This is a genomic window from Marinobacter sp. (genome assembly GCF_044799475.1).
Taxonomy (GTDB): Bacteria; Pseudomonadota; Gammaproteobacteria; order Pseudomonadales; family Oleiphilaceae; genus Marinobacter.
The window spans coordinates 2,447,010-2,469,496 of sequence record NZ_CP085217.1 but is presented as its reverse complement, the minus strand read 5'-3'; the positions used below and the strand labels follow the sequence as shown (position 1 = coordinate 2,469,496).

21 protein-coding genes are annotated in these 22,487 nt (G+C 58.1%); 2 read left to right on the top strand and 19 right to left on the bottom strand.

Going from position 1 to position 22,487, the window contains the following annotated elements; translation table 11 throughout:
- Nucleotides 1-11 precede the first annotated feature (11 nt).
- Nucleotides 12-2,615, top strand: coding sequence for a bifunctional aconitate hydratase 2/2-methylisocitrate dehydratase (locus LG327_RS11435; protein WP_404361934.1), 2,604 nt, complete (start codon nt 12-14; stop codon nt 2,613-2,615).
- 86 nt (nt 2,616-2,701) lie between these two features.
- On the opposite strand, the gene LG327_RS11430 is transcribed toward LG327_RS11435, so the two are convergent.
- The 16 genes from LG327_RS11430 to LG327_RS11355 form a co-directional block, all read right to left on the bottom strand.
- Nucleotides 2,702-3,685 (bottom strand): zinc-binding dehydrogenase, encoded by a 984-nt coding sequence (locus LG327_RS11430; RefSeq protein ID WP_404369378.1) that lies wholly within the window; start codon nt 3,683-3,685, stop codon nt 2,702-2,704.
- Nucleotides 3,686-3,711: 26 nt separating this feature from the next.
- Nucleotides 3,712-4,467, bottom strand: a complete 756-nt coding sequence (locus LG327_RS11425; protein WP_404361933.1) for a sulfite exporter TauE/SafE family protein — start codon at nt 4,465-4,467, stop codon at nt 3,712-3,714.
- Between the two features lie 13 nt (nt 4,468-4,480).
- The gene (locus tag LG327_RS11420) at nt 4,481-6,640 is read right to left on the bottom strand and encodes a TRAP transporter permease (protein ID WP_404361932.1); all 2,160 of its coding nucleotides are present in this window, start codon (nt 6,638-6,640) and stop codon (nt 4,481-4,483) included.
- 72 nt (nt 6,641-6,712) lie between these two features.
- The gene (locus LG327_RS11415) at nt 6,713-7,729 is read right to left on the bottom strand and encodes a TAXI family TRAP transporter solute-binding subunit (RefSeq protein ID WP_404361931.1); all 1,017 of its coding nucleotides are present in this window, start codon (nt 7,727-7,729) and stop codon (nt 6,713-6,715) included.
- Between the two features lie 262 nt (nt 7,730-7,991).
- The gene (putP, locus tag LG327_RS11410; protein WP_404369375.1) at nt 7,992-9,467 is read right to left on the bottom strand and encodes a sodium/proline symporter PutP; all 1,476 of its coding nucleotides are present in this window, start codon (nt 9,465-9,467) and stop codon (nt 7,992-7,994) included.
- 412 nt (nt 9,468-9,879) lie between these two features.
- On the bottom strand, nt 9,880-10,578 hold the full coding sequence (locus tag LG327_RS11405; RefSeq protein ID WP_404361930.1) for an AraC family transcriptional regulator: 699 nt from the start codon (nt 10,576-10,578) through the stop codon (nt 9,880-9,882).
- A 158-nt stretch (nt 10,579-10,736) separates the two neighbouring features.
- On the bottom strand, nt 10,737-11,381 hold the full coding sequence (tmk, locus tag LG327_RS11400) for a dTMP kinase (RefSeq protein WP_404361929.1): 645 nt from the start codon (nt 11,379-11,381) through the stop codon (nt 10,737-10,739).
- The gene (mltG, locus tag LG327_RS11395) at nt 11,378-12,433 is read right to left on the bottom strand and encodes an endolytic transglycosylase MltG (RefSeq protein WP_404361928.1); all 1,056 of its coding nucleotides are present in this window, start codon (nt 12,431-12,433) and stop codon (nt 11,378-11,380) included. The genes tmk and mltG overlap by 4 nt, the downstream gene beginning before the upstream one ends.
- Nucleotides 12,434-12,437: 4 nt before the next feature.
- Nucleotides 12,438-13,247: an aminodeoxychorismate lyase gene (pabC, locus tag LG327_RS11390; RefSeq protein ID WP_404361927.1), complete on the bottom strand. Its 810-nt coding sequence runs from the start codon at nt 13,245-13,247 to the stop codon at nt 12,438-12,440.
- 8 nt (nt 13,248-13,255) lie between these two features.
- Nucleotides 13,256-14,503: a beta-ketoacyl-ACP synthase II gene (gene fabF, locus LG327_RS11385; RefSeq protein WP_404361926.1), complete on the bottom strand. Its 1,248-nt coding sequence runs from the start codon at nt 14,501-14,503 to the stop codon at nt 13,256-13,258.
- A 169-nt stretch (nt 14,504-14,672) separates the two neighbouring features.
- The gene (acpP, locus tag LG327_RS11380; RefSeq protein WP_404361925.1) at nt 14,673-14,906 is read right to left on the bottom strand and encodes an acyl carrier protein; all 234 of its coding nucleotides are present in this window, start codon (nt 14,904-14,906) and stop codon (nt 14,673-14,675) included.
- Between the two features lie 121 nt (nt 14,907-15,027).
- Nucleotides 15,028-15,771, bottom strand: coding sequence for a 3-oxoacyl-ACP reductase FabG (fabG, locus tag LG327_RS11375; RefSeq protein WP_404361924.1), 744 nt, complete (start codon nt 15,769-15,771; stop codon nt 15,028-15,030).
- A 43-nt stretch (nt 15,772-15,814) separates the two neighbouring features.
- On the bottom strand, nt 15,815-16,756 hold the full coding sequence (fabD, locus tag LG327_RS11370; RefSeq protein ID WP_404361923.1) for an ACP S-malonyltransferase: 942 nt from the start codon (nt 16,754-16,756) through the stop codon (nt 15,815-15,817).
- A gap of 100 nt (nt 16,757-16,856) precedes the next feature.
- Nucleotides 16,857-17,858, bottom strand: coding sequence for a phosphate acyltransferase PlsX (gene plsX / locus LG327_RS11365; RefSeq protein WP_404361922.1), 1,002 nt, complete (start codon nt 17,856-17,858; stop codon nt 16,857-16,859).
- A gap of 41 nt (nt 17,859-17,899) precedes the next feature.
- Nucleotides 17,900-18,079, bottom strand: coding sequence for a 50S ribosomal protein L32 (gene rpmF / locus LG327_RS11360; RefSeq protein WP_404361921.1), 180 nt, complete (start codon nt 18,077-18,079; stop codon nt 17,900-17,902).
- A gap of 83 nt (nt 18,080-18,162) precedes the next feature.
- Entirely contained in the window at nt 18,163-18,726 is a 564-nt protein-coding gene (locus LG327_RS11355) for a YceD family protein (protein WP_404361920.1), read from the bottom strand.
- 178 nt (nt 18,727-18,904) lie between these two features.
- Between LG327_RS11355 and LG327_RS11350 the strand changes: the two genes are divergently transcribed.
- Nucleotides 18,905-19,516, top strand: a complete 612-nt coding sequence (locus LG327_RS11350; RefSeq protein ID WP_404369372.1) for a Maf family protein — start codon at nt 18,905-18,907, stop codon at nt 19,514-19,516.
- Here LG327_RS11350 and LG327_RS11345 read toward each other — a convergent pair.
- The 3 genes from LG327_RS11345 to rluC all read right to left on the bottom strand — a co-directional run bounded on the left by LG327_RS11345 (nt 19,492) and on the right by rluC (nt 22,347).
- A complete protein-coding gene (locus LG327_RS11345) occupies nt 19,492-20,499 on the bottom strand; it encodes a S49 family peptidase (protein WP_404361919.1) in 1,008 nt (335 codons plus the stop codon). The genes LG327_RS11350 and LG327_RS11345 overlap by 25 nt on opposite strands.
- An 84-nt stretch (nt 20,500-20,583) precedes the next feature.
- On the bottom strand, nt 20,584-21,231 hold the full coding sequence (locus LG327_RS11340; RefSeq protein WP_404361918.1) for an HAD family hydrolase: 648 nt from the start codon (nt 21,229-21,231) through the stop codon (nt 20,584-20,586).
- A 33-nt stretch (nt 21,232-21,264) separates the two neighbouring features.
- Nucleotides 21,265-22,347, bottom strand: a complete 1,083-nt coding sequence (gene rluC / locus LG327_RS11335; RefSeq protein WP_404361917.1) for a 23S rRNA pseudouridine(955/2504/2580) synthase RluC — start codon at nt 22,345-22,347, stop codon at nt 21,265-21,267.
- Between the last annotated feature and the right edge of the window lie 140 nt (nt 22,348-22,487).

Sequence of the window (22,487 nt, the reverse complement as noted above, 5' to 3'; positions counted from 1 at the left end):
GGGTCCTTATCGTGTTAGAAGCCTATCGTGAACACGTTGCAGAACGTGCGGCCCAGGGTATTCCCCCGAAGCCTCTGAACCCCGAGCAGACAGCTGCCCTGGTCGAACTCCTGAAGAACCCGCCGAAGGACGAGGAAGACACCCTGGTAGACCTGCTGGAAAACCGTGTTCCGCCCGGTGTCGACGAAGCTGCTTACGTAAAGGCCGGTTTTCTGAGCGCCATCGTCACTGGCGAGGCCTCTTCTCCCCTGCTGGACCGGAAAAAAGCGATTGATCTGCTGGGCATGATGCAGGGCGGCTACAACATCGTGACTCTCGTCGACATGCTGGACGATGCGGAGCTGGCGGATCAGGCCGGTGAAAAACTGAAGAAAACCCTGCTGGTGTTTGACGCCTTCAACGACGTGAAGGAAAAGATGGAAGCCGGTAACGCGGTAGCCAAAAGCGTCATGGAATCCTGGGCCAACGCCGAGTGGTTCACCGGCCGCAAGCCGGTTGCCAAAAGCACCAAAATGATCGTATTCAAGGTTACCGGCGAAACCAACACCGATGACCTGTCCCCGGCTCCTGATGCATGGTCCCGGCCGGATATTCCCCTGCATGCCCGCGCTGCCTACAAGATGCCCCGTGAAGGCCTGCAGCCGGATGAGCCGGGTGTTGTCGGCCCTATGACCCAGATCGAAGAACTCAAGGCCAAAGGCCTGCCGGTTGCCTTTGTGGGTGATGTCGTTGGCACTGGCTCCTCACGGAAGTCAGCCACCAACTCCGTTCTCTGGTTCTTCGGTGAAGACATTCCCGGCGTGCCCAACAAGCGCACTGGTGGCGTATGTATCGGCAGCAAGGTCGCCCCGATCTTCTTCAACACCATGGAAGATGCCGGCGCACTGGTATTCGAAGCCCCCGTAGACAACATGAACATGGGGGACATCATCGAGATCCGCCCCTATGAAGGCAAGGTACTGAACGAAGCCGGTGATGTGATCTCCGAGTTCAGCTTCAAGTCAGACGTAATCCTGGACGAAGTGCAGGCCGGGGGCCGCATTCCGCTGATCATCGGCCGTGGCCTGACCAACAAGGCCCGGGACGTGCTCGGCATGGGTGCCACGGACATCTTCCGTCTGCCGAAAGATCCGGCAGCTGGCACCAAGGGTTTTACCCTGGGCCAGAAGATGGTTGGCAAGGCCTGTGGTCTTCCGGAAGACAAGGGCGTGCGCCCTGGCACCTACTGCGAGCCACACATGACCACCGTGGGTTCCCAGGACACCACCGGCCCCATGACCCGGGATGAACTGAAAGATCTGGCGTGCCTGGGCTTCACTTCCGATCTGGTGATGCAGTCTTTCTGTCACACCGCCGCCTATCCCAAGCCGGTTGACGTTGAAATGCAGCACACCATGCCGGACTTTATCCGTACCCGGGGCGGTGTCTCCCTGCGACCAGGTGACGGCATCATCCACTCCTGGCTGAACCGCATGCTGCTGCCGGACACTGTCGGTACCGGTGGTGACTCCCATACCCGTTTCCCGATGGGCATCTCCTTCCCGGCCGGTTCCGGTCTGGTTGCCTTCGCCGCAGCCACCGGCGTCATGCCGCTGGACATGCCGGAGTCGGTACTGGTGCGGTTCAAGGGCGAAATGCAGCCAGGCATCACCCTCCGTGACCTGGTTCATGCGATTCCCCTTTACGGCATCAAGAATGGCCTGCTGACCGTCGAGAAGAAGGGCAAGATCAACGAATTCTCCGGACGGATCCTGGAAATTGAAGGTCTTGAGCACCTGACAGCCGAGCAGGCGTTCGAGCTGTCTGATGCGTCCGCAGAGCGTTCTGCCGCCGGTTGTACCATCAACCTGTCGGAAGAATCGGTTGCCGAATACCTGCGCTCCAACATCACCATGCTGCGCTGGATGATTGCCGAAGGTTATGGCGACCCACGTACCCTGGAACGCCGAGCCAGGCAGATGGAAGCCTGGCTGAAAGATCCCAAGCTAATGCGTGCTGACAGAGACGCCGAGTATGCCCACGTAGTCGAGATCGACCTGGCGGACATCAAAGAGCCCATCGTGTGCTGCCCGAACGACCCGGACGACGCCCGCTTCCTGTCCGAAGTGGCCGGCGACAAGGTGGACGAAGTGTTCATCGGTTCCTGCATGACCAACATCGGTCACTTCCGCGCTGCCGGCAAGCTGCTGGCCCAGAACAAGGAACCCCTGAAGACCCGTCTCTGGATGTCCCCGCCCACCAAGATGGATGAAGCCCAGCTGAAGGAAGAGGGCTACTTCAAGATCTACGGGGATGCAGGTGTTCGCACCGAGATGCCGGGATGCTCCCTGTGCATGGGTAACCAGGCAAGGGTCGAGGCGAAGAGCACTGTATTGTCCACCTCCACCCGTAACTTCCCGAACCGCCTGGGCGATGGTGCCAATGTGTACCTGACCTCTGCGGAACTGGCGGCTGTCGGCGCGGTACTGGGCAAACTGCCTACCCCGCAGGAATACATGGAGTACGCGAAGGATCTGAACAGCATGTCCGCGGACATCTACAAGTACCTGAACTTCGATCGCATGGAAAAGTACACCAGCCGTGCAGCGGAAGCCAAAGTGGCCGAAGCGGAATAACTTCGTTGATCTCTGGTTCAGAAGCGGCCTGAAAACCGGTCGCAAAAACGCCAGCCTTTGGGCTGGCGTTTTTTTGTGGCTCGCTTTTACCGCAGCAACAGCAGTTTTCCTGTCGCCCTGCCGGACTCCAGGTAAGCGTGAGCCTTCCCAACGTCGACGAACCTGAAACGCTCTGGATCCAGCAGGGGGCAAACCGCGTCTTTTTCCAGCATGTCGGTCAGCGCTGCCATCAGCCTGGGCTGGTCGTCCATGCCGACTCCGTACAGAAGAGGCACTGAACGAAAGATCACATGCAGGGTAAGATTTTTGGCATGCATCTGGGTCAGGTCGTGGGTAGAACGGGTATTGATGGAACACAGACGGCCGGAGATCGCGGTTGCCTCAATGGAGCGGTCCAGGTTCGCGCCGCCAACCGTGTCAAACACCAGGTCGAAGCCCTTTGCCTGCGTCAACCGGTCCTTGTAGGACTGAACATCCTCGTCGCCATAGAAGATAATATCGTCAGCACCCAGCTGCTCTGCAATCCGGGCCTTCTCCTGACTGGAAACGGTGGTCGCCACTCTTGCGCCCAGATGCCTGGCGATCTGAATAGCAACATGTCCCACGCCCCCTGCTCCTCCGTGAACCAGCACATGCTCGCCAGAGCCGAGCCTGGCCCGTTCAACCAGGGCCGTCCAGGCTGTCATGAATACCAGCGGCAGCGCCGCACACTCTTCCAGTGACAGGCCGATCTTCCGGGTCCGCCTGGCCAGCAGCCGGGTATCGGCGATCATGTAATCCGCCAGAGCGCCCTGCCAGCCACGCACACCGCCAGCGCAGCCAAACACTTCATCTCCCACGTTGAAATCACTGACTCCGGGGCCGATGCTGTCCACAACGCCCGACACATCGCCATTCAGAATGGCAGGCATGGCAGGTCCGGTCTTGACCAGGCCTGCGCGGATCTTGGTTTCAATCGGGTTGACACTGGACGCCACCACCCGGATGCGCACCTGGTTGATCCCCGGTTCAGGGGTGGCCACTTCCCGTTCAACGAACACTTCCGGGCCGCCAAATTCCTCAATCACCATTGCTTTCAAAATTCTGTTCCTCTGAGTCAATATTTCTGAAACCAGATCAGCCGAACCAGGATGGCTGCGACCATGATCAGCGTGATCCACTTAACCCACTGGGCACCCCGGGGGCTCATATTCACCCTGACCGCGAGCAGCGCCCCCATGATCGTGCCCAGACCCAGCAGCAATCCCACGCCCCAGCGCACCTGGCCACTGACCGCGAACACCGCCAGCGCCGGAACCGTGTAGATAAGGACGATGGCGACCTTGAAAACATTCACCTGCCGCAGGTCAATTTTCAGCATCCGGTAAAGCACCACGATAAACAGGGCTCCAACCCCTACCTGGATAAATCCACCATAGAGGCCGATCACAAACATGGCAAAGTAGATGACCGGCCTCAGACGATCAGGGGTGAGTGGTCGCGTATCAAGCTTTGGCTGGGGAAGTATCATGAACACCGAGGCGCTGATCATGGCGGCAATCAGTACCCACTCAAACATCTCGTTTGAAATCCGGGTGGCGATCCAGGCCCCGATCAGCGAGCCAAGGACGGCGGGCATGGCCAGATGCAGACTCACGGCGAGACTGCCCTGCCCGATGCGGTGGAAGCTGCCTACCGCAGCAATGCTCTGGAGTGTAATGGCCACCCTGTTGGTACCGTTAGCCACCAGCGGGGGCAGCCCGAGGAAGATCAGCAGGGGGAGCGTCAACATGGACCCGCCGGCGGAAAGCACGTTGATGAATCCGGAAAGCCCTCCAAGGGCCAATAGCGCCAGCACCTCCAGCAAAGTCATGGCCTGCACTCACTCATGCGTTAACAGTTTCCGGCGGCTGACTGCGCCGGCTACTCCAGATCAGCAGTGCAATAAAAATCACAAGCCCGGACATATCGAGCCAGAGAGTGCCATGAGGCCAGAGCATCAACGCTCCGACCGGGAACATGATCAACCGCACCCACCAGTTGAGGGGATGCTCAAGGAAACCCTCAAGGCCCGCGATAATGGCGTAGATGCCAAACAGGCCAAATGCGAAAACCCGAAGCATTTCCCCGAAATCACCAGTAATCAGTGGTGAGTAGGCAAATAGCAGCGGAACAATGTAAAGACCTTTGGCGATCTTCCAGGCGGTAAAGCCGGTGCGCATCTGGGGCGTGCCAGCAATTGCGGCCGCAGCGAAAGCGGTCAGGCAGACCGGCGGTGTCACGTTGGAATCCTGGGAGAGCCAGAAAATGATCATGTGGGCCGCCACCAGCGTCATTGCGATCATGTGCGGTGACAGGGCCTGCTCAATCAATTGCGTGCTGAAAGTATCCGGAACCAGCGCCAGCAGTTGCTGGGCCGTTGCAGTGTCCATTGGTGCATTCAGCAGGTCTACCTTGTCGGGAGCCGCGAGCATGAAGATGGCTTTGGCCTGCTCGGGGAGGTTGCCGGCTGTCAGCAGCTCCACCAGCTGACTCTGGGCAATCAGGCTGTAGATGGCCGGCGCCGAAAGAGTGGCCAGCACGATATACGCTGCGGTAACCGGCAGCCCCATGCCCAGGATCAGCGACGCCAGCGCCACCAGCGTCATGGTGATGAGCAGGCTGCCTCCCGCCCAGTCGGTAACCATCAGGGAGAAGGTGTTTCCAAGCCCCGTGGTTGACACCACCATCACGATCAGTCCAACCGTAATCAGAAGAATGGCGGTGGTCATGATATTCCGGGTGCCCAGCGCCAGAGCATCCAGAATATCCCGGAGCTTCATGGGTCGGGCGGAGAACCACGAGGCCAGGATAACCGAGAGGATGGCGATACCAGCTGCATAGGTCGGGGTGAAGCCGTAAATCAGTGCTGCGACCAGAACCACGAGGGGCAGCAGGTAATGCCAGCCGCCCTTGAGAACCTCCTTGAGGGTGGCGGCCTCATCGTCTTCCAGCTTTACCGCATGGCTGCGTTTTGCCTCGATCCGGACAAACATCGCGACCGAAAGGAAGTACAGCAAAGCCGGCAATGCCGCCACACTGATAATGGTGAGATACGACACCTGGGTGTAGGACGCCATAATAAAGGCGCCTGCCCCCATGACCGGTGGCATAAGCTGCCCCCCGGTGGACGCTGCAGCCTCCACGCCGGCGGCGAAGCGGGCGGGGAAACCTGCCTTTTTCATCAGCGGAATGGTAATGACACCAGTGGAAACCGTATTGGCTACGCTGGATCCGGATACCGAGCCCATCAATCCGGAGGCAAATACAGCCACAAAGCCTGGCCCCCCAACAAAGCGACCCGCAGCGCAGCGTGCCAGGTCCACAATGAAATCGCCAGCGCCAGACTTGACCAGGAAGGCCCCGAAAAGAATGAACATGAACACATAGGTCCAGGATATCCTGGCGATGGAGCCAAGCATGCCCTGACCGCCCATGTAGGCGCGGAACAGAACAGTTTCCCAGCTCAGACCGGGAAAGTTGAACAACCCGCTAACGTACTGTCCCCACCATGCGACATACGTGAGGGCAACAATGCACAGTAGCGGAATGAACCAGCCGGTGGTACGCCTTGCAAACTCGAGGATCAGTACCACCGCCGCAATGGAAACAACCCAGTCCGCCGTGGAGAAGATCACCCCCCGGTCATAAAGGGCGTCCTCGAATGCGGGCAGGTAAAGGGCACATCCAACGGCGGCAAGGCCCAGCGCCAGGTCCACGCCAAACACCAGGCGGCGGCCGGCTCGCGAACGGGCTGATATGAACGGCATGGTCAGGGTACACAGCAGGCCGAACATGCCGAAATGCAGCGCTGAAATCCACAGCTCTGACATGACCGAGACCGTATTGAAATACAGATGACTCAGTGCGATACCGATAGCCAGGACAAATATGACCCGGCCAATAACGGGATGCTCAAGTCTTGAGGTGTCGCCTGTCGCGCCCTCGTCCCGGACTTTTTCCAGTGGTTCGCCGACCGTGTCCGGCTGGTTTTTGGATGTGCCCACGTTAATCCCCATCAGGGAGCCAGCTCATGCTGGTTCCCTCTTGAACTGCGGATACTCCAGAGCTTCTGGATGCTATTTCGCGATCAGGCGTTCGGGAATTTCAAGCCCCTGCTCCCGATAGAAGCGCGCGGCCCCCGGATGTAATGGCATGGGCAGGCCGGCAATCGCCTTGTCCAGAGCCATGGCTTTGGTGGCCGGGTGGATGTTGTTGAGGAACGGCAGATTGGCGTAGATCGTTTTGGTGATCTGATACACATCTTCCTCTGGTACATCCGCCCTCACCGAAAGGATATTGGGCTGAGCGATTGTATCGATTGCCTTGACCTGGTTGGGGTAGGTCTCGGGAGGAATGGTATAGGGCGTCCAGAGCTCGAACTCGGAATTGACCCTGGCAAGCTGTTCCGCCGTGAAGTCCAGCGTTGTTATATCTTCCCCCATTGTGGCATAGGCACGAGTTACCGCTGATGCGGGTACGCCTGCCGGAATATTCATGCCATCAATATTGCCGTTCTGCATGGCATCAGCGCTGGGCCCATAACCGAGATAGGCCAGGTCCACCTTTTCCAGATCAACCCCAACCTTACCAAGGATAAAACGGCCGGAGCCCTCGGTTCCTGAATTTCTGGCACCAATGGAGAAGCTCTCGCCGTAGAGGTTGGTCATGTCCGCAATGGTGCCTGACTCAGCCAGGGAACTGCGGATTACGAAATGCTCGACGTTTTGCCATAACATGGAGACAGAGCGCAGGTTTTTGTAGGCTTTTGGCACTGGGCCGCTGCCATTCCATGCCCAGGCACCGTAAAGTCCCTGAAGAATGCCGAACTGAATCTGATCTTCGTCCATCAGCTTTAGGTTCTCTCCCGACCCGGCAGAACTGATGGCTGAGATGGATATATTGCTGGTGGGCTCAAGACGTACCTTGATCAGAGTTGAAAGCGCCACGCCCACTGGATAGTAGGTACCTCCGGTAGTGGCCGTACCCATCATGTAGTTGCCTTCGGCATGCAGTGGGGATGCAAAGGAAATTGCTGCCGCTGTGGCAAGGCCTATGGCCGATTTGAAAATCCGGTTCTTTTCCATGATTGTCATTCCTTACTCTTCTTGTTTTGAGCCGATTAAATTAGCCACCCCAAGAATAGCCCCTTAGCAGTGGCATCACCACGTCTGAGCGGGCAGGTTATACCTATGTACTAGAGCCCAGTAACTGCTGAGACCCTGATCGCTACTCTGACAGACCGGTCGCCAATCGGGACCGGGGAGCCATCAGGCTCCGCCCGTGCCGGGCGCACAAAAAGGGCGCCGATAAGGCGCCCTTTCTGCAAGTGCAGTATTTTTACCTGCTTTGGTCATCTCATTTTGGATTCATTGCTCTCTCAAAGCCATCCTGAACGTCCTGGGCCGGTTCACCGGTTGCCAGGGATCCGACCACGATCGCGATGGTCGCAAGAATGAACCCGGGAATGATTTCATAGAGATCAAAGATACCGCCTTCCATGTTGCCCCAGATGACGACAGTGGCACCACCCAGAACAATGCCGGCAACAGCACCCACCTTGTTCATCTTCTTCCAGTACAGGGACAGTATAAGTGCCGGGCCGAAGGCCGCACCAAACCCTGCCCAGGCATAGGACACCAGGGTGAGGACCTGACTGTCCGGGTCGAAAGCCAGGGCCGTTGCGAGAATCGCAATGCCAACCACCGCAAAACGGCCAACCCACACCAGTTCGGTCTGGGAGGCTTCTTTACGGAACAGCGCCTTGTAAAAGTCCTCCGCCAGGGCAGAAGAAGATACCAGCAGCTGGGAATCCGCAGTACTCATGATGGCCGCGAGAATGGCCGCGAGCAGAATACCGGCAATAATTGGATGGAAAAGCGCGTCAACAAGCAGGATAAAGGCTTTCTCACCATCAGGCAGGGTGGTTTCGAAGTAACCGATGGCAGCGAAGCCGACGAGAAGCGCCCCGAAAAGGCCAAATGCGCTCCAGATCACGGCGATGCGACGGGCATTGGGTACGTCTTCTTCACTGCGAATGGCCTGGAAGCGGGCCAGAATATGGGGCTGACCGAAGTAGCCGAGCCCCCAACCCAGCAGAGAAAGCACCGAGATCACACCAATGGCAGCTCCTTCTGTGGTGGTAAACGCAGAAAGCAGCTCAGGATTCAGTGCTTCCATCGCGCTTCTGGTTTCTGCCCAGCCACCGGCCTGGTTGATCGCCATGATCGGCACCAGCAGGAGAGCCGCGAACATCAACAGACCCTGGATCACATCCGTCCAGGCCACTGCAAGAAAACCACCGAAGAATGTATAGGACACAACGGCTATGGCACCGACGATAACCGCAACTTCATAGTCCAGCTGGAAAACCGTCTCAAACAGCTTGCCGCCTGCAACCAGCCCGGAGCTGGTATAGAAAAGGAAGAACAGAAGAATGAAGAATGCGGAAACCACCCGCAGGGTGCGACTTGTATCGTTGAAGCGGTTTTCGAAATAGGACGGCATGGTCAGCGAGTCGCCGGCGGCAAAAGAGTAGGTTCTCAGTCTTCTGGCGACAAACAGCCAGTTGAGCCAGGTCCCCGCCAGCAGGCCGACCGCAATCCAGATGGCTTCGTAGCCCGCAGCATAGGCATAGCCAGGAAGGCCGAGAAGCAGCCAGCCACTCATGTCGGAAGCGCCGGCACTCAGTGCCGATGGAAGAGGCCCGAGGCTTCTGCCACCCAGGATGTAATCCGAAAGGTTGGTTGTTCGCTTGTAGGCGATGTAGCCAATGACCAGCATCAGGACAAGATAAATGAGGAACGTAATCGTTACCCCAACATTGTTTCCTATCATGTTGTTATTCTCCCCGTGCGCTTTTTTTTTGCAGTGTTTTATATGTTTTTCATCGTCAGACAACTCATGACCTGACTGTTGTTCAGGCCCCGGCCAGCCCTGGAATCAGACTTGCTCTATCCCCAGAGACAACAGTGACACATTGCCACCGACAGCTGTCGTAACTCCTGCCTGCCTCCCGATGCGGGAAGCAGCTGTTTCAATGCGGACCTGAATGCAAGTTGCCAGACCATAATTCCCGGGCTGAACCAGTCACTCACGTCCTCCGGCCTTTCTGCCGGGTGTACGCATTTCCACTGAGTATTAAACTTAGTCGCATTCGGCGAATTTGGCTTACAAAAACCTCCTGTTTTTTGCAAATTCCTCCGATTTTTGACATTTCAGGCAGAAAAAATGACTTCGGAGGCAGTCAGTTACCAGAACGCAACGCGGAGGGGGTGGTGCCGCGGTGCTTGCGAAGCGCGTTGGTCAGCGCTGCCTGGCTTGAAAACCCGGCGCGGTGGCTGATCTCAGCGATTGTCAGCGAAGTGTCGATGATCAGTTTCACCGACTGTTCGAGGCGAATCTGAAGCAGGTACTGATGGGGTGTGGTGCCGGTCATGGTCCGAAAGATGTCGTGAAAACGGCTGACACTCAGGCAGGCGACGCCGGCCAGATCTCCTACCGTGATTTTCCGGTGGAGGTTTTCCAGGACATACCGCCGGATGGTATCCGGGCTGAAATGGCTTTGAGTGGCTCTGGATGGCGTGCGCACCAGTCGTTCCGACATGCAGTGAAGAATGCCGGCCGCCAGATGGCGATGCATGGCGGTATTTTCCGGAGCCAGGGCGAACTCTCCCGCGCTCAGATGAACAAGGCTCTGCAGGCGGCTATCAAATCGCAGGGCTCTGGGCCGCTCAAACAGAGGGGCCATGCGATCATAATCCTCATGACCGGGGTTGGTGAATGCGGGAAGACAGGGATCAAGATCTATCACAAGCACATGATTCCGGGCATTGCCGGAATAATCATGGAAAGCTTCCGTGGGTACCAGACATGCGCTCCAGGTATCAAGCCGTGAGCCACAGCCGTCGACGACCACCTCCGCCTCTCCACGAACACCAATCACGAGCTGGTGATGCTCATGGCGATGGTGTCCGCCTGATTCAGGCAGCTTTATAATGCGTGTGTTCAACATAACGTGCGGTGAGACACTCCACGGACTACATCCCACCATTAAAGCAGGTTCGGACCGGTGTTGCACGGAAGCCCGGCACCAGACCAGTATCAGCTCCCCTGACCCCGGTCCCGCACCAGTACCTGCATGAACGATGCAACAGCGCCGCTGACTGCCTCCAGCGATTGAGCTGCATCCACAATGTGATAGCGCTGCGGGTCCAGACGTGCCCGCGCGAGGTAGGCATCCCGGATGCGCTGGAAAAAGCCCATGGCCTCCTGCTCAAACCTGTCCAGTTCGCCGCGGTGACGGGCCCTGGACATGCCCACATCCACCGGCGCATCAAGAAGAATCACATGATCCGGGCGGAAGTCGCCCTGGACGATGCCCTCCAACTGGGCGATGCGCTCCCGGGGAACACCCCGGCCTCCGCCCTGGTAGGCAAAGGTGGCGTCGGTAAACCGGTCACAGAGCACCCACTGCCCTGCTGCCAGCCGGGGCCTGATAAGGATTTCCAGATGCTGCGCCCGGGCGGCAAACATCAGCAGAAGCTCGGTGGTTTCGTGAACCGGCTCATCCCTGCGCGCCAGCAGCACCTCCCGGATACTCTCCGCCATGGGGGTTCCCCCTGGCTCGCGGGTGACCAGAGCATCTATGCCAAGATCTTCAAGTGCAGCGGCGGCAGCGCGAATCTGAGTGGACTTTCCCACACCTTCAATGCCCTCAAAGGTAATAAACAGCCCTCTTGTGGTCATTCGTCCGTTGCCTTTTCCGCAGGAGGCGGGCTTGAACGGTAGTCCGACCGGCGCCTCATCTGGTATTCCCGGACTGCCTTCCGGTGCTCTTCAAGGGTACGGGAAAACTTGTGAGTGCCATCGCCCCTGGCCACAAAATAGAGCGTGTCACCCTCCGCAGGATTCAGAGCCGCATGGATCGCCTCCCTGCCAGCAAGGGCAATTGGTGTGGGCGGCAGCCCCGGAATGCGGTAGGTGTTATAAGGAGTTGGAGTCTGCAGGTCGCGCCGGCGAATACGCCCCTCATAGCTTTCGCCCATGCCGTAGATAACCGTCGGGTCTGTCTGAAGGCGCATGCCCCGGCGCATTCTGCGTACAAATACACCGGCAACGTCTTCCCGCTCAAACGCAGCACCGGTTTCTTTTTCCACGATGGATGCCATGATCAGCGCTTCATAAGGGCTCTCATAAGGCAGGTCATCCGCTCGGGCCTCCCATTCCTCCTCAAGCACGGTCTTCATTCTCTCGTGGGCACGCCTGAGCAGGTCCAGATCCGTGTCCGCGCTCTTGAAAAGATAGGTATCCGGGAAAAAACGTCCCTCGGGATGGCTGCCTTCAGCGCCCAGGGTGGCCATGATCTTCTCGTCAGTCCAGTCCGAGGTTACAGCTTTCAGACGCGGGTGACTGGCCAGTGCCGTCCTGACGTCCCGGAATCGCCAGCCCTCTATGAACTGGATACTCCAGCTCTTGGTCTGCCCCAGATTCATGATGGCCAGCATGTCCAGCGTATTCATCCCGGGGGTGAACTCATACTCTCCGGCTTTTACCTGAGCCTGTTCCGGAAACAGTCGGCCATAGAGCCGCAGCCACAGACTGTCTTCTACAAGACCCTGATCTTCCATGCGGCGGGCCACAGTGACGAACGCTGTCCCAGAGGGCACATCAAACAGGAGAGGCTCATCAAGTGGCGGGGTGGCATCCAGGCTTTTGAGGCCCTGCCAGCCCCAGAGACCGGTACCTGCGACCAACAACACGCCCAGGCACACCAGGGCAATCAGAAAGGATTTGATCAAGCTGTTATTCCGTAAAGAGGCTTTGAGGATCGATTGTCGCAAGCCGGGGAGCGACAGGCAACCTGACGCAACCCACGCTGCGAACAGGCACAACTCCTATAACGCTGTTCATCAACCAGAGCCCGCCGCAATCCCGGGAGGCAAGCATTGCGGGGAGCAGGTGACCTTCCCGAACCGCTTCACCGGCGCGACCCAGGGCATCCATCACCTTTGCGCGCATGATGCCCGCTACAGCGAGCCCTGATGCGGGAGGCGTCAGCCAGCGGTCGCCGAGGCGAAGGAGAAGATTGGTGCGGGTTCCTTCGAGCAGCCGGCCACAAGGGTCGGTCATCAATGCTTCATAACATCCGGGCCTTATTGACTGGCTCGCAAGTACCTGCTCGATCCGCGCCAGGGATTTCATACCGGCAAGAACGGGGTTAACCGCCAGGGTTACCGACGACATGCAGGCCGTCACTCCCGCCGAATCGGGCTTATCCGGGACGGGATGAGCGTCGAGGATCAAACGGGGGCGTGCGGATGAGGGGGGTGCATACCCTCTTCCCCCACTACCCCGGGTCAGCATTATCTTGAGAACCCAGTCCGGCTCCCGGGCATAGCGCTGGCAGGCCTCGCTGACAAGGCGTCCCAGGTCCACACCCTGCAGAGGGATGCCGAGCCTCCGGGCCCCTTCCCGCAAGCGATCCAGGTGGCGCAGAAGAAGCGATGGCTGGCCATTAAAAACCCTGATGGTCTCAAAAAGGCCATCGCCATAGGCGAGCCCGCGATCGCTCGCGGGTATATCCGCCGCCTCGGCCCAGAGAATATCCGGCATCAACCCGGTTAACCCTCGTAACGACGGAAAATCAGAGTTCCGTTGGTGCCACCGAACCCGAAGGAATTGGACAGGGCATAGCGCAGGTCGGCTGATCGTGCCTTGTGTGGCACAAAGTCCAGATCGCAGCCTTCGTCCGGATTATCAAGATTGATGGTGGGGGGCAGCACGCCTTCCTGCAGAGCCAGCACCGAAAAAATGGCCTCCACTGCTCCGGCGGCACCCAGAAGATGACCGGTCATGGATTTGGTGCTGCTGACAGCCAGTTTGTGGGCATGGGCACCGAACACGGCTTTCACTGCAGCCACTTCAGCGAGGTCACCCACCTGGGTGGAGGTGCCGTGGGCGTTGATGTAGTCGATCTCATGGCCATCTATGCCGGCATCCCGGATGGCATTCCTCATCGCCCGCTGGGCGCCTTCACCGGACTCTGGAGGAGAGGTAATGTGGTGGGCATCATCACTCATGCCAAACCCCACAACTTCGCCATGAATGGTCGCTCCCCGGCGCAGGGCATGCTCCAGCTCCTCAAGCACCAGCACACCGGCGCCGTCACTCAAGACAAAGCCGTCGCGGTCACGATCCCAGGGACGGCTCGCCTTCTGAGGTTCGTCATTGCGGGTAGACAGCGCCCGCGCGGAGGCAAATGCCGCAATACCTGTCTTTGTGGTAGCCATTTCGGAGCCACCCGCCAGCATGACATCCGCATCTCCATACATGATCGTACGGGCAGCATAGCCGATATTGTGAGTGCCCGTAGTGCAGGCTGTCGTGATCGCGATGTTCGGTCCCTGATAGCCAAAACGGATGGCCACATTACCGGCAATCATGTTGATGACCGTGGCCGGAACAAAGAAGGGTGAAACCTTGCGCGGCCCACTTTCGTTCAGGATCAGCACGTTCTTCTCGATAAATTCCAGGCCCCCGATTCCGGAACCGATGGCAACACCCACCCGTTCACGGTCAAGGGCCTCAAATTCACCGAGCCGGCTGTCATCAACAGCCTGCTGGGCCGCTACCAGACCATAATGCAGGAATGCGTCCAGCTTGCGGGCCTCCTTGGGAGACAGCCAGGCGTCCAGATCCAGATTACGGATGGCACCTCCAATCCGGGTGTTGTATCCCTCCGTATCGAAACGCTCAATCGGACCTATACCGCTTTTGCCGGCTTTAATCCCCTCCCAGCACGAAGCAACATCGTTCCCCAGGGGGGACAGCATGCCAAGACCCGTTATAACAACACGTCGTTCAGCCATAACGCTATTCACCTAAACCTCTACCCAGGTCACCGGCGCCTGCACCAGAGGTAACCGTTTGCCGGAAATGACGATAATGCCGTCCCGGACAGAGATTCCGGGAGCAATAAAAAAGCCGTCCCTGACATGTCAGGACGGCTTATGCTTGGCGTGCAAGTCGAAAAGAGTATCAGGTGTGAGCGACAATATAGTCGATCGCGTCCTGAACACTGGCGAGCTTTTCTGCTTCCTCGTCAGGAATCTCGGTTTCGAACTCTTCTTCGAGTGCCATGACCAGCTCCACGGTGTCCAGTGAGTCAGCGCCAAGGTCCTCTACAAAAGAAGACGTGTTCTGAACTTCGGACTCCTTTACGCCCAGCTGTTCACAAACGATCTTCTTTACGCGCTCTTCAATGGTACTCATAATTTCCTCACTTTGATGTCAACCAAGCAACAATAAGGTTGCCAGTTTAGTTTAAACCCTGCCCGCAAACAAGCAGGTGTGTGTGTCAAAAGTCTTGTGCTACAAGGGCTTGCGAAATGCATTAGCCCATGTACATCCCACCATTCACATGGATGGTTTCACCGGTCACATAAGCGGCCGCGTCAGAGGCGAGAAAAGCCACCACTGCCGCTACTTCTCCCGGGTCGCCGAAACGGCCAGCGGGTATGACTTCCATCATAGCGCTACGCTGGGCATCGTCCAGTTTTCGCGTCATATCCGTGTCAATAAATCCGGGTGCGACACAGTTGGCGGTGATCCCCCGGTTACCCATTTCCTTGGCCAGACTTCGGGTCAGGCCTTCAACACCGGCCTTGGCGGCGCAGTAGTTGACCTGTCCGGGATTGCCCATTCCCGCAACCACGGAGCTGATATTGATGATGCGCCCCCACCGGGCCTTGGCCATGCCACGCATGACGGCTTTGCTGGTGCGGAAGACACTGGCCAGATTGGTTTCAATGACCGACGACCAGTCGTCATCCTTCATTCTCATCAGCAGGTTATCACGGGTTATACCCGCGTTGTTGACCAGAATCAAAGGCGAGCCGGCCTTTTCCGCCACCTGCTTGAGGCCCTGGTCAATGCTTTCTGCATCTGCCACATTCATCACGATTCCACTACCATTCAGGCCCTCGGCGCTGAATGCTGCCGTGATGGCGTCCGCGCCTTCGGCACTGGTGGCAGTACCTATAACCATGGCGCCTTCTCTGGAAAGAGCCATGGCTATAGCCTTTCCTATTCCCCGGGTGGCTCCGGTAACGAGTGCAGTCTTGCCCTCAAACGACATTGCCTACTCCTTTCCTGTCGACCAGCCCTTCATTAACGATGGACTATTTTCCCTCGTTCACCGCATCCAGTGCAGCCTGAAGCGACTCAGGGGTTTCAATGCCAAAGACCGGCAGATTCCGGTCGATCCGTTTCACCAGGCCGGCCAGTACGCGGCCTGACCCGCATTCCACTGTAACGCTGACGCCCTGGTTCACCAGGGTTCGCACACAATCTGTCCAGAGTACTGGCGAATACAGCTGCTTGACCAGATTCGCCTTGAGCTTTTCCCGGTCCTGTTCAGGTGAAGCAGTGACATTCTGCACCACCGGCATGACAGCGTTGTTAAAACTGACTCCTTCGAGCGCCGAAGCCAGTTCCCCAGCCGCCCCTTTCATCAGAGCGCAGTGGGAGGGCACGCTGACAGGCAGCGGCATGGCCTTGCGGGCGCCGCGGCCCTTGCATGCTTGCATGGCCCGTTCGACGGCAGCGGTATGCCCTGCAATAACCACCTGCCCAGGGGCGTTGAAATTGACAGCTGAGACCACGTCGTTGCCGGCCGCTTCGTCACACGCCGCAACCACCTCGTCATCATCCAGACCAAGAATGGCGGCCATCCGGCCTTCGCCCGCTGGCACCGCAGTCTGCATCAGTTCGCCCCGCAGCTGAACCAGTTTTATGGCATCGGAAAAATCGAGGCTCTCAGCCGCGACGAGCGCGCTGTACTCGCCTAGACTGTGGCCTGCGAGAAGATCAGGCTGCCGGCCTCCGGCCATGAACCACTGCCGCCACAGCGCAATGCTCGCGGTGAGCAGCGCAGGCTGGGTAACCGTTGTGCTGTTAAGTTCTTCCTCCGGCCCCTTCTGACATAGCTGCCAGAGATCGTAGCCCAGCACCTCAGAGGCCTCGGAAAAAGTTCCCTCGATAATAGGCCAGTGTCCGGCGGCGGCTTCAAGCATGCCGATGGACTGGGACCCCTGTCCTGGAAAAATAAAGGCTGATTTCATAAGCGTGATCTTACCGTTATTGAGCAGACCCTGAGATTAGCCAATAGTACAAGGTATCGGCAGACAGGAGCTACGGTTGTCGATTCGGTAATCCGACCAGCTACATCAGGAGGTCATCAAGACGCTCATTGATCCGGCGCGGAACTTCAAGCTGGACTTCCTGAACTGCCTGACGGATCGCCGCCAGCATGGCGCGCTCATTGGCGTTGCCGTGACTTTTGATGACGACTCCCTGCAGTCCCAGCAGGCTCGCGCCGTTGTGTCGGCCAGGGTCCATCAGACGCAGGAGGCGGCCAAGGATCGGACGCGCAAGCCAGCCCACAAATCGCCCATATAGCCCCCTGGTAAACGCCTGTTCAAGCAGTTCGATCATCAGACCTGCCACGCCTTCCCCGGTTTTAAGGGCAATGTTTCCGACAAAACCATCGCACACCACCACATCCGCGACGTCACGAAAAAGGTCGCTGCCCTCCACATAACCTATATAGTTGAGGGTTTCGCTCTGAGCCAGCATGTGGGAGGCAAGCTTGACCTGTTCGTTGCCTTTGATCTCCTCCTCCCCCACATTCAGAAGGGCGACCCGGGGCTCCTGCAGATTGCCGAGAGCGGAAGCCATGAGAGAGCCCATGACGGCAAACTGGTAGAGATTCTCGGCGCTTGCATCAACATTGGCCCCAAGATCCAGCACGTGACAGCGGCCTCGCAGCGAAGGAATCAGCTTGGTGATGGCCGGACGTTCAATGCCGGGGTACATCCTGAGCACGGAGCGTCCGAAAGCCATCAGGGCGCCGGTGTTGCCCGCACTGACGCAGCCCTGGGCCCTTCCATCCCGGACCAGTTGCAGCGCCACTGCCATGGAGGAATTCTGTTTATGTCGCAGAGCGTGGGAAGGACGCTCATTCATTCGTACAACGTCAGCCGCCTCCACGATGTGGATACGGGGGTGCTCCAGATGCAACAAAGCCTCGAGCTCGTGCCGGCTACCCACCAGCATGATACTCAAGGCTTTGTTTTCATTCACCGCGCCAAGCGCTGCAGAGACAACTATGGCAGGGCCAAGGTCACCACTCATTGCATCAACCGCAAGGGTAACTGACATCACCTGCGGTTCCACCAGCAACGCCACCCCAGCGGCTTCATGACTTACTCTTCGCGCGCTTCGATTACCTGCTTGCCACGATAGAAACCGTCAGGCGAAACATGGTGACGGCGATGAATTTCACCGGTAGTGCTGTCTGTCGACAGTGTGGGTGCGCTCAGCGCATCGTGGGAACGACGCATGTCACGCTTCGAACGGGTCTTTCGGTTCTTCTGTACAGCCATGGTAGTGCTCCCGACCTTTCAAACTTGAGTACGTAAAACGAGGTTCCCGTGGCCGCTCAGGTGCGGCCATGAAACCTCCTGAATTAATGCCTGTCTTTTTTCAAATCCGCCAGAACGCTGAACGGATTTTCACGTTTTTCAGTGTCCGGAACCACCGCTGCAGGATCCGGCTCAAATGTTTCCAGAACAGCCGTGGCCTCACACTCACCCCGCTCATGAAGCGGAAACGGCGGTAGAACCAGTAGCAACTCGTCTTCGACAAGGTCCCAGAGGTTTGCCGTAAACCCGTCCGTCTGAAACGGCTCAAGGTCCTTTGGCAGGTTTCTGGCCTGCTCATCACTGGTAACCAGCGCCAGCATAAAGCTGGAGGACAGTCTGACCGGCATCGGCTTCATGCAGCGCTGACATTCCAGCATCACATCTGCAACCAGTTCACCGGAAACAATCCGGCGCCGCTCTTCATCTTTGCCGAATACCAGGGAAACCTGGCACTGTTCACGTGGATCAGAGGATGCCGCCCCCAGAATGGAATCGGCAAAACGCTCCAGCGCGCTCAGTGGCAGGAATCCCTCGAGCACACTCTCCTGATCCGCAAACCGGTAGGGATCGATGGTTTTGGGTAGCTCGGACTTCAGTGCTTTTGACATAGGCGCGCAATTTTAGGGCCCCGATGCACTGGTGTCAAAGACTTCATCGGGTTATTGGCTGCCAGCTGGCGGATTTCAGGGTATTTACGGATCAGGCCGGGCCCTTTGAGCCAGTATCGACTGTTCCTGCATCACAGTTTACCATCAAGGTCATTTGGAGAACAAAACAGCCATGGCAATGAAACCCCTGGTTCTGGCCTCTTCCTCCCCCTATCGGAAAGCCCTTCTCGCACGGCTGGGCATGCCCTTTACCGCAGTCAGCCCGGACGTTGATGAAAGCAGCCTGCCCCATGAGACCCCATCGAGTCTGGTCAAGCGGCTGGCAGAGGCAAAGGCGCAGGCTCTGGCCCCGGACTGGCCCGATCACTGGATTGTGGGCTCCGATCAGGTGGCATGCCTTCCGGATGGCAGCATACTGACCAAGCCGGGCGACCATGACACGGCATGCCGCCAGCTCCGCCGCAGCAGCGGCCGGACGGTCACCTTCCATACTGGCCTGGCCCTGCTGGACTCCAGCAGCGGGAGAATGGACAGTCTCTGCGAAAACTTCCAGGTTGTTTTCCGCGAACTTGACGACCAGGACATTGAGCATTACCTGCTTACCGAGCAGCCCCTGGACTGCGCCGGAAGTTTCCGGATGGAGGGCCTGGGCATCACGCTGTTTGAGAGAATGGAGGGCCGCGACCCCAACTCCCTCATTGGTCTGCCCCTCATAGCCCTGAACAGCCTGCTCAGGGCATGGGGACTGGATACCCTGGGAGAGGCTTATCGCAACTCGAGGCGGGACTGAATGACCTGGTCCGCGACCGCACCACCCACAGCTACGCCGAACCGCTCCATCAGCTGCTCAAGAGCCGGCGGCCGGCGGGTATAGTCAACCATCTCTTCCTGGCCGACAATCTCCCTGGCAACATAACTGGCGCTCCCAAGCCCATCCACCAGCCCGAGCTCGACGGACTGTTCGCCCGTCCATATAAGGCCCGAAAACAGCTCGGGATTGTCAGCCAGCCGGTCACCCCGACCTTCCCTGACCTGCTGGATAAACTGATCATGGGTATTGGCCAGCACCTGTTCCCAGAAGTTTACTTCCTCTTCTTCTTCTGGCGAGAAAGGATCAAGGAAGGACTTGTTTTCTCCCGCCGTATAAAGCCGCCTGTCAATTCCCAGCTTGTCCATCAGACCGGTGAAGCCAAAACTCCCGGAAACCACGCCTATGGAACCGACCAGACTGGCCTTGTCGGCATAGATTTCATTCGCCGCAACTGCAATGTAATAGGCTCCCGAAGCGCCAATATCCGCAATGACCGCGTAAACTTTTTTCTCCGGATATTCGCCCCGCAGTCGTTCGATCTCGTCATTGATATAACCCGACTGCACGGGGCTCCCACCAGGGCTGTTAATCCTGAGAATCAGCGCTTTCGCTGCAGGATTTTCAAAAGCCTCACGAATCGCACCAACGATTCGATCCGCACTGGCATCCGTATCTGAAGCAATGGGGCCCTCTATCTGAACCAGCGCCGTGTGCTCTTTCGCAGCCACTGGCAGTCCATCGCCAAATGGCCAGAGCAGGAACAGCAGGGCAAAGAGATAGGTGAATGTGAGCAGCTTGAAGAAAATGCCCCAGCGCCGGCTTTTGCGCTGCTCGGCCTGCTGGGACATCAGCAGCTTTTCAATGAGCTTCCGGTCGCTTCGGCTTTCCCCGCCCGAACCTTTGGCGGAAGAGGATTCCGGCGAACCCCAGCCTGGCTTTGTATCCGATTCCCAATCTGACATTGTGCCTGTACCCACCCTGGTCTGTTTTCAAAGTTGTCGTTTGTCGCAGCCCTGACTGATCGGGGCGCCCCATTTTCCGCCGGGTCAGATACCCAGTGCGAACCGCAGATCTTTCACCGAGCCCACTACTGCCCGGGGTGAGAATTGACCCAGGGCCTCCCGGTCATGGACGCCCCATTCCACGCCAATGGCCGGCATACCCAGGCGCTGGGCCATATCCATGTCGTAGACGGTGTCGCCGATCATCACGGCTTCATGGGGCTCGATACCATAAAACGCAACAATCTCGGCGAGCATCGCTGGATCAGGCTTGGACCGGGTCTCATCGGCGCAGCGTGTCAGGTCAAAATGCTGGCCCAGTTCGCTGGTCAGCAGTGCTTTCTCCAGTCCCCGGCGACTCTTGCCCGTTGCTACTGCGCATCCCCGGCCACCTGTGCGCAGGTCAGCCAGCACATCGGCCATTCCCGCGAACACGTTCTGGGGCATTGTAGCTTTGGCAAAAAAATAACGGGCATAGCCCTCCCTTATAGACGTCATCTGCTCCCTGCTCAGCCCCGGATACAGCATGTCCAGAGCCTCCACCATACCGAGTCCGATAATGTTGCGGTATGCATTGCGCTCAAGGGCCGGGAAACCAAGTTCCGTAGCCGCCTGATGGAGGCTTTCGGCAATGTGCTCTACGGAATCGACCAGCGTCCCGTCCCAGTCAAAAATGGCGACTTTAAATGCCATACAGCCTGACCTCTCTAAATGCTTACTGTCTGATTATGCCCCTGCCGGCCCTGACTTCCGACGCCCTGCCAGCTTGTCAACCAGCGCAGCAAAGGCCTCGTCCCAGGGCGCTTCGAGCTCCATGTTCCCGCCATTTCCGGGCAGCTCAAACTGAAGCGCCCTGGCATGCAGCATCAGTCGCTGCCCTCCGATGGAACGAAAGGCCCTCTGGCCTGCGTCATCCATGTACTTGTCGTCACCGGCAACCGGATGACCCATGTGCGCACAATGCACGCGAATCTGATGGGTTCGCCCGGTGACCGGGGATGCCTGGACGAGCGTGTAACCTTCGAATACGGACAGCACCTGGTAAAGAGTACGGGATGCCTTGCCGCTCTGATCAATCCGCACGCGCCGCTCCCCTGACTTTAACTCGAATCTGAGGAGGGGCTCATCAACAATGGTAACAGTCGCGGGCCAGTTGCCCTCAACCAGCGCGTGGTAATGTTTACGAACCCGCCTCTGACGTAGCTCTTCCTGCAAATGACGCAAAGCCGAGCGTTTCTTGGCAATCATCACGAGGCCGGATGTGTCCCGGTCCAACCGATGAACAAGCTCGAGAAAACGGGCGGCAGGTCTCGCGGCGCGCAGAACCTCTATGAGCCCAAAATCAAGTCCGCTTCCCCCATGCACCGCAATTCCGGAGGGCTTGTTGACCACCAGCATATCGTCGTTCTCAAAGATTACAGCGCCTTCAATCACCCCCTGAACCCGCGAACCGGGGGGCGCCTTTTCTTCCTTTGTTTTCTGGCTCAGAGGCGGCACCCGGACCTGGTCACCGGCGCGAATCCGGGTATCGGGTCGCACCCGGCCCTTGTTGATGCGCACCTCACCCTTGCGAATGACCCGGTAGATCAGGCTGCGCGGCACGCCCCGGAACAACGCCATGAGGTAATTATCCAGCCGCTGACCTTCGTTTTCCGGGTCCACGGTCAGCCACTGGACTGCGCTGCGAACAGTTTCGGGCGGACTCCCGGGCTCCGGTCCAGCCGGCGCCTGACGGCGGCCTTCAGCCGGCCCCGGTCCCTGCTTCTTACGGGTTGGACGCGCGGACTTTCCTACTCTGTAATCGGACATGGAATCCTGATGATTGACAGCACGCCAGCGTAGAGGCGCGCGGGATTGATGAGGCCATGGAATGCTGTTATATTCCGGAATGCTTCTCCATTTGTCTACGGCCTGGCCGATTCGCCTGTGGCCGGAGCGGCTGAAGTATA

What these genes read in the sequence shown, in the direction of transcription:
- LG327_RS11415 (WP_404361931.1), bottom strand. Translation starts at nt 7,729, where the DNA reads ATGACAATCATGGAAAAGAACCGGATTTTCAAATCGGCCATAGGCCTT.
- fabF (WP_404361926.1), bottom strand. Translation starts at nt 14,503, where the DNA reads ATGGCTGAACGACGTGTTGTTATAACGGGTCTTGGCATGCTGTCCCCC.
- fabD (WP_404361923.1), bottom strand. Translation starts at nt 16,756, where the DNA reads ATGAAATCAGCCTTTATTTTTCCAGGACAGGGGTCCCAGTCCATCGGC.
- tmk (WP_404361929.1), bottom strand. Translation starts at nt 11,381, where the DNA reads ATGACCACAAGAGGGCTGTTTATTACCTTTGAGGGCATTGAAGGTGTG.
- LG327_RS11355 (WP_404361920.1), bottom strand. Translation starts at nt 18,726, where the DNA reads ATGTCAAAAGCACTGAAGTCCGAGCTACCCAAAACCATCGATCCCTAC.
- LG327_RS11425 (WP_404361933.1), bottom strand. Translation starts at nt 4,467, where the DNA reads ATGACTTTGCTGGAGGTGCTGGCGCTATTGGCCCTTGGAGGGCTTTCC.
- fabG (WP_404361924.1), bottom strand. Translation starts at nt 15,771, where the DNA reads ATGTCGTTTGAGGGCAAGACTGCACTCGTTACCGGAGCCACCCGGGGA.
- LG327_RS11350 (WP_404369372.1), top strand. Translation starts at nt 18,905, where the DNA reads ATGAAACCCCTGGTTCTGGCCTCTTCCTCCCCCTATCGGAAAGCCCTT.
- LG327_RS11345 (WP_404361919.1), bottom strand. Translation starts at nt 20,499, where the DNA reads ATGTCAGATTGGGAATCGGATACAAAGCCAGGCTGGGGTTCGCCGGAA.
- pabC (WP_404361927.1), bottom strand. Translation starts at nt 13,247, where the DNA reads ATGCCGGATATTCTCTGGGCCGAGGCGGCGGATATACCCGCGAGCGAT.
- rpmF (WP_404361921.1), bottom strand. Translation starts at nt 18,079, where the DNA reads ATGGCTGTACAGAAGAACCGAAAGACCCGTTCGAAGCGTGACATGCGT.
- rluC (WP_404361917.1), bottom strand. Translation starts at nt 22,347, where the DNA reads ATGTCCGATTACAGAGTAGGAAAGTCCGCGCGTCCAACCCGTAAGAAG.
- LG327_RS11340 (WP_404361918.1), bottom strand. Translation starts at nt 21,231, where the DNA reads ATGGCATTTAAAGTCGCCATTTTTGACTGGGACGGGACGCTGGTCGAT.
- LG327_RS11430 (WP_404369378.1), bottom strand. Translation starts at nt 3,685, where the DNA reads ATGGTGATTGAGGAATTTGGCGGCCCGGAAGTGTTCGTTGAACGGGAA.
- acpP (WP_404361925.1), bottom strand. Translation starts at nt 14,906, where the DNA reads ATGAGTACCATTGAAGAGCGCGTAAAGAAGATCGTTTGTGAACAGCTG.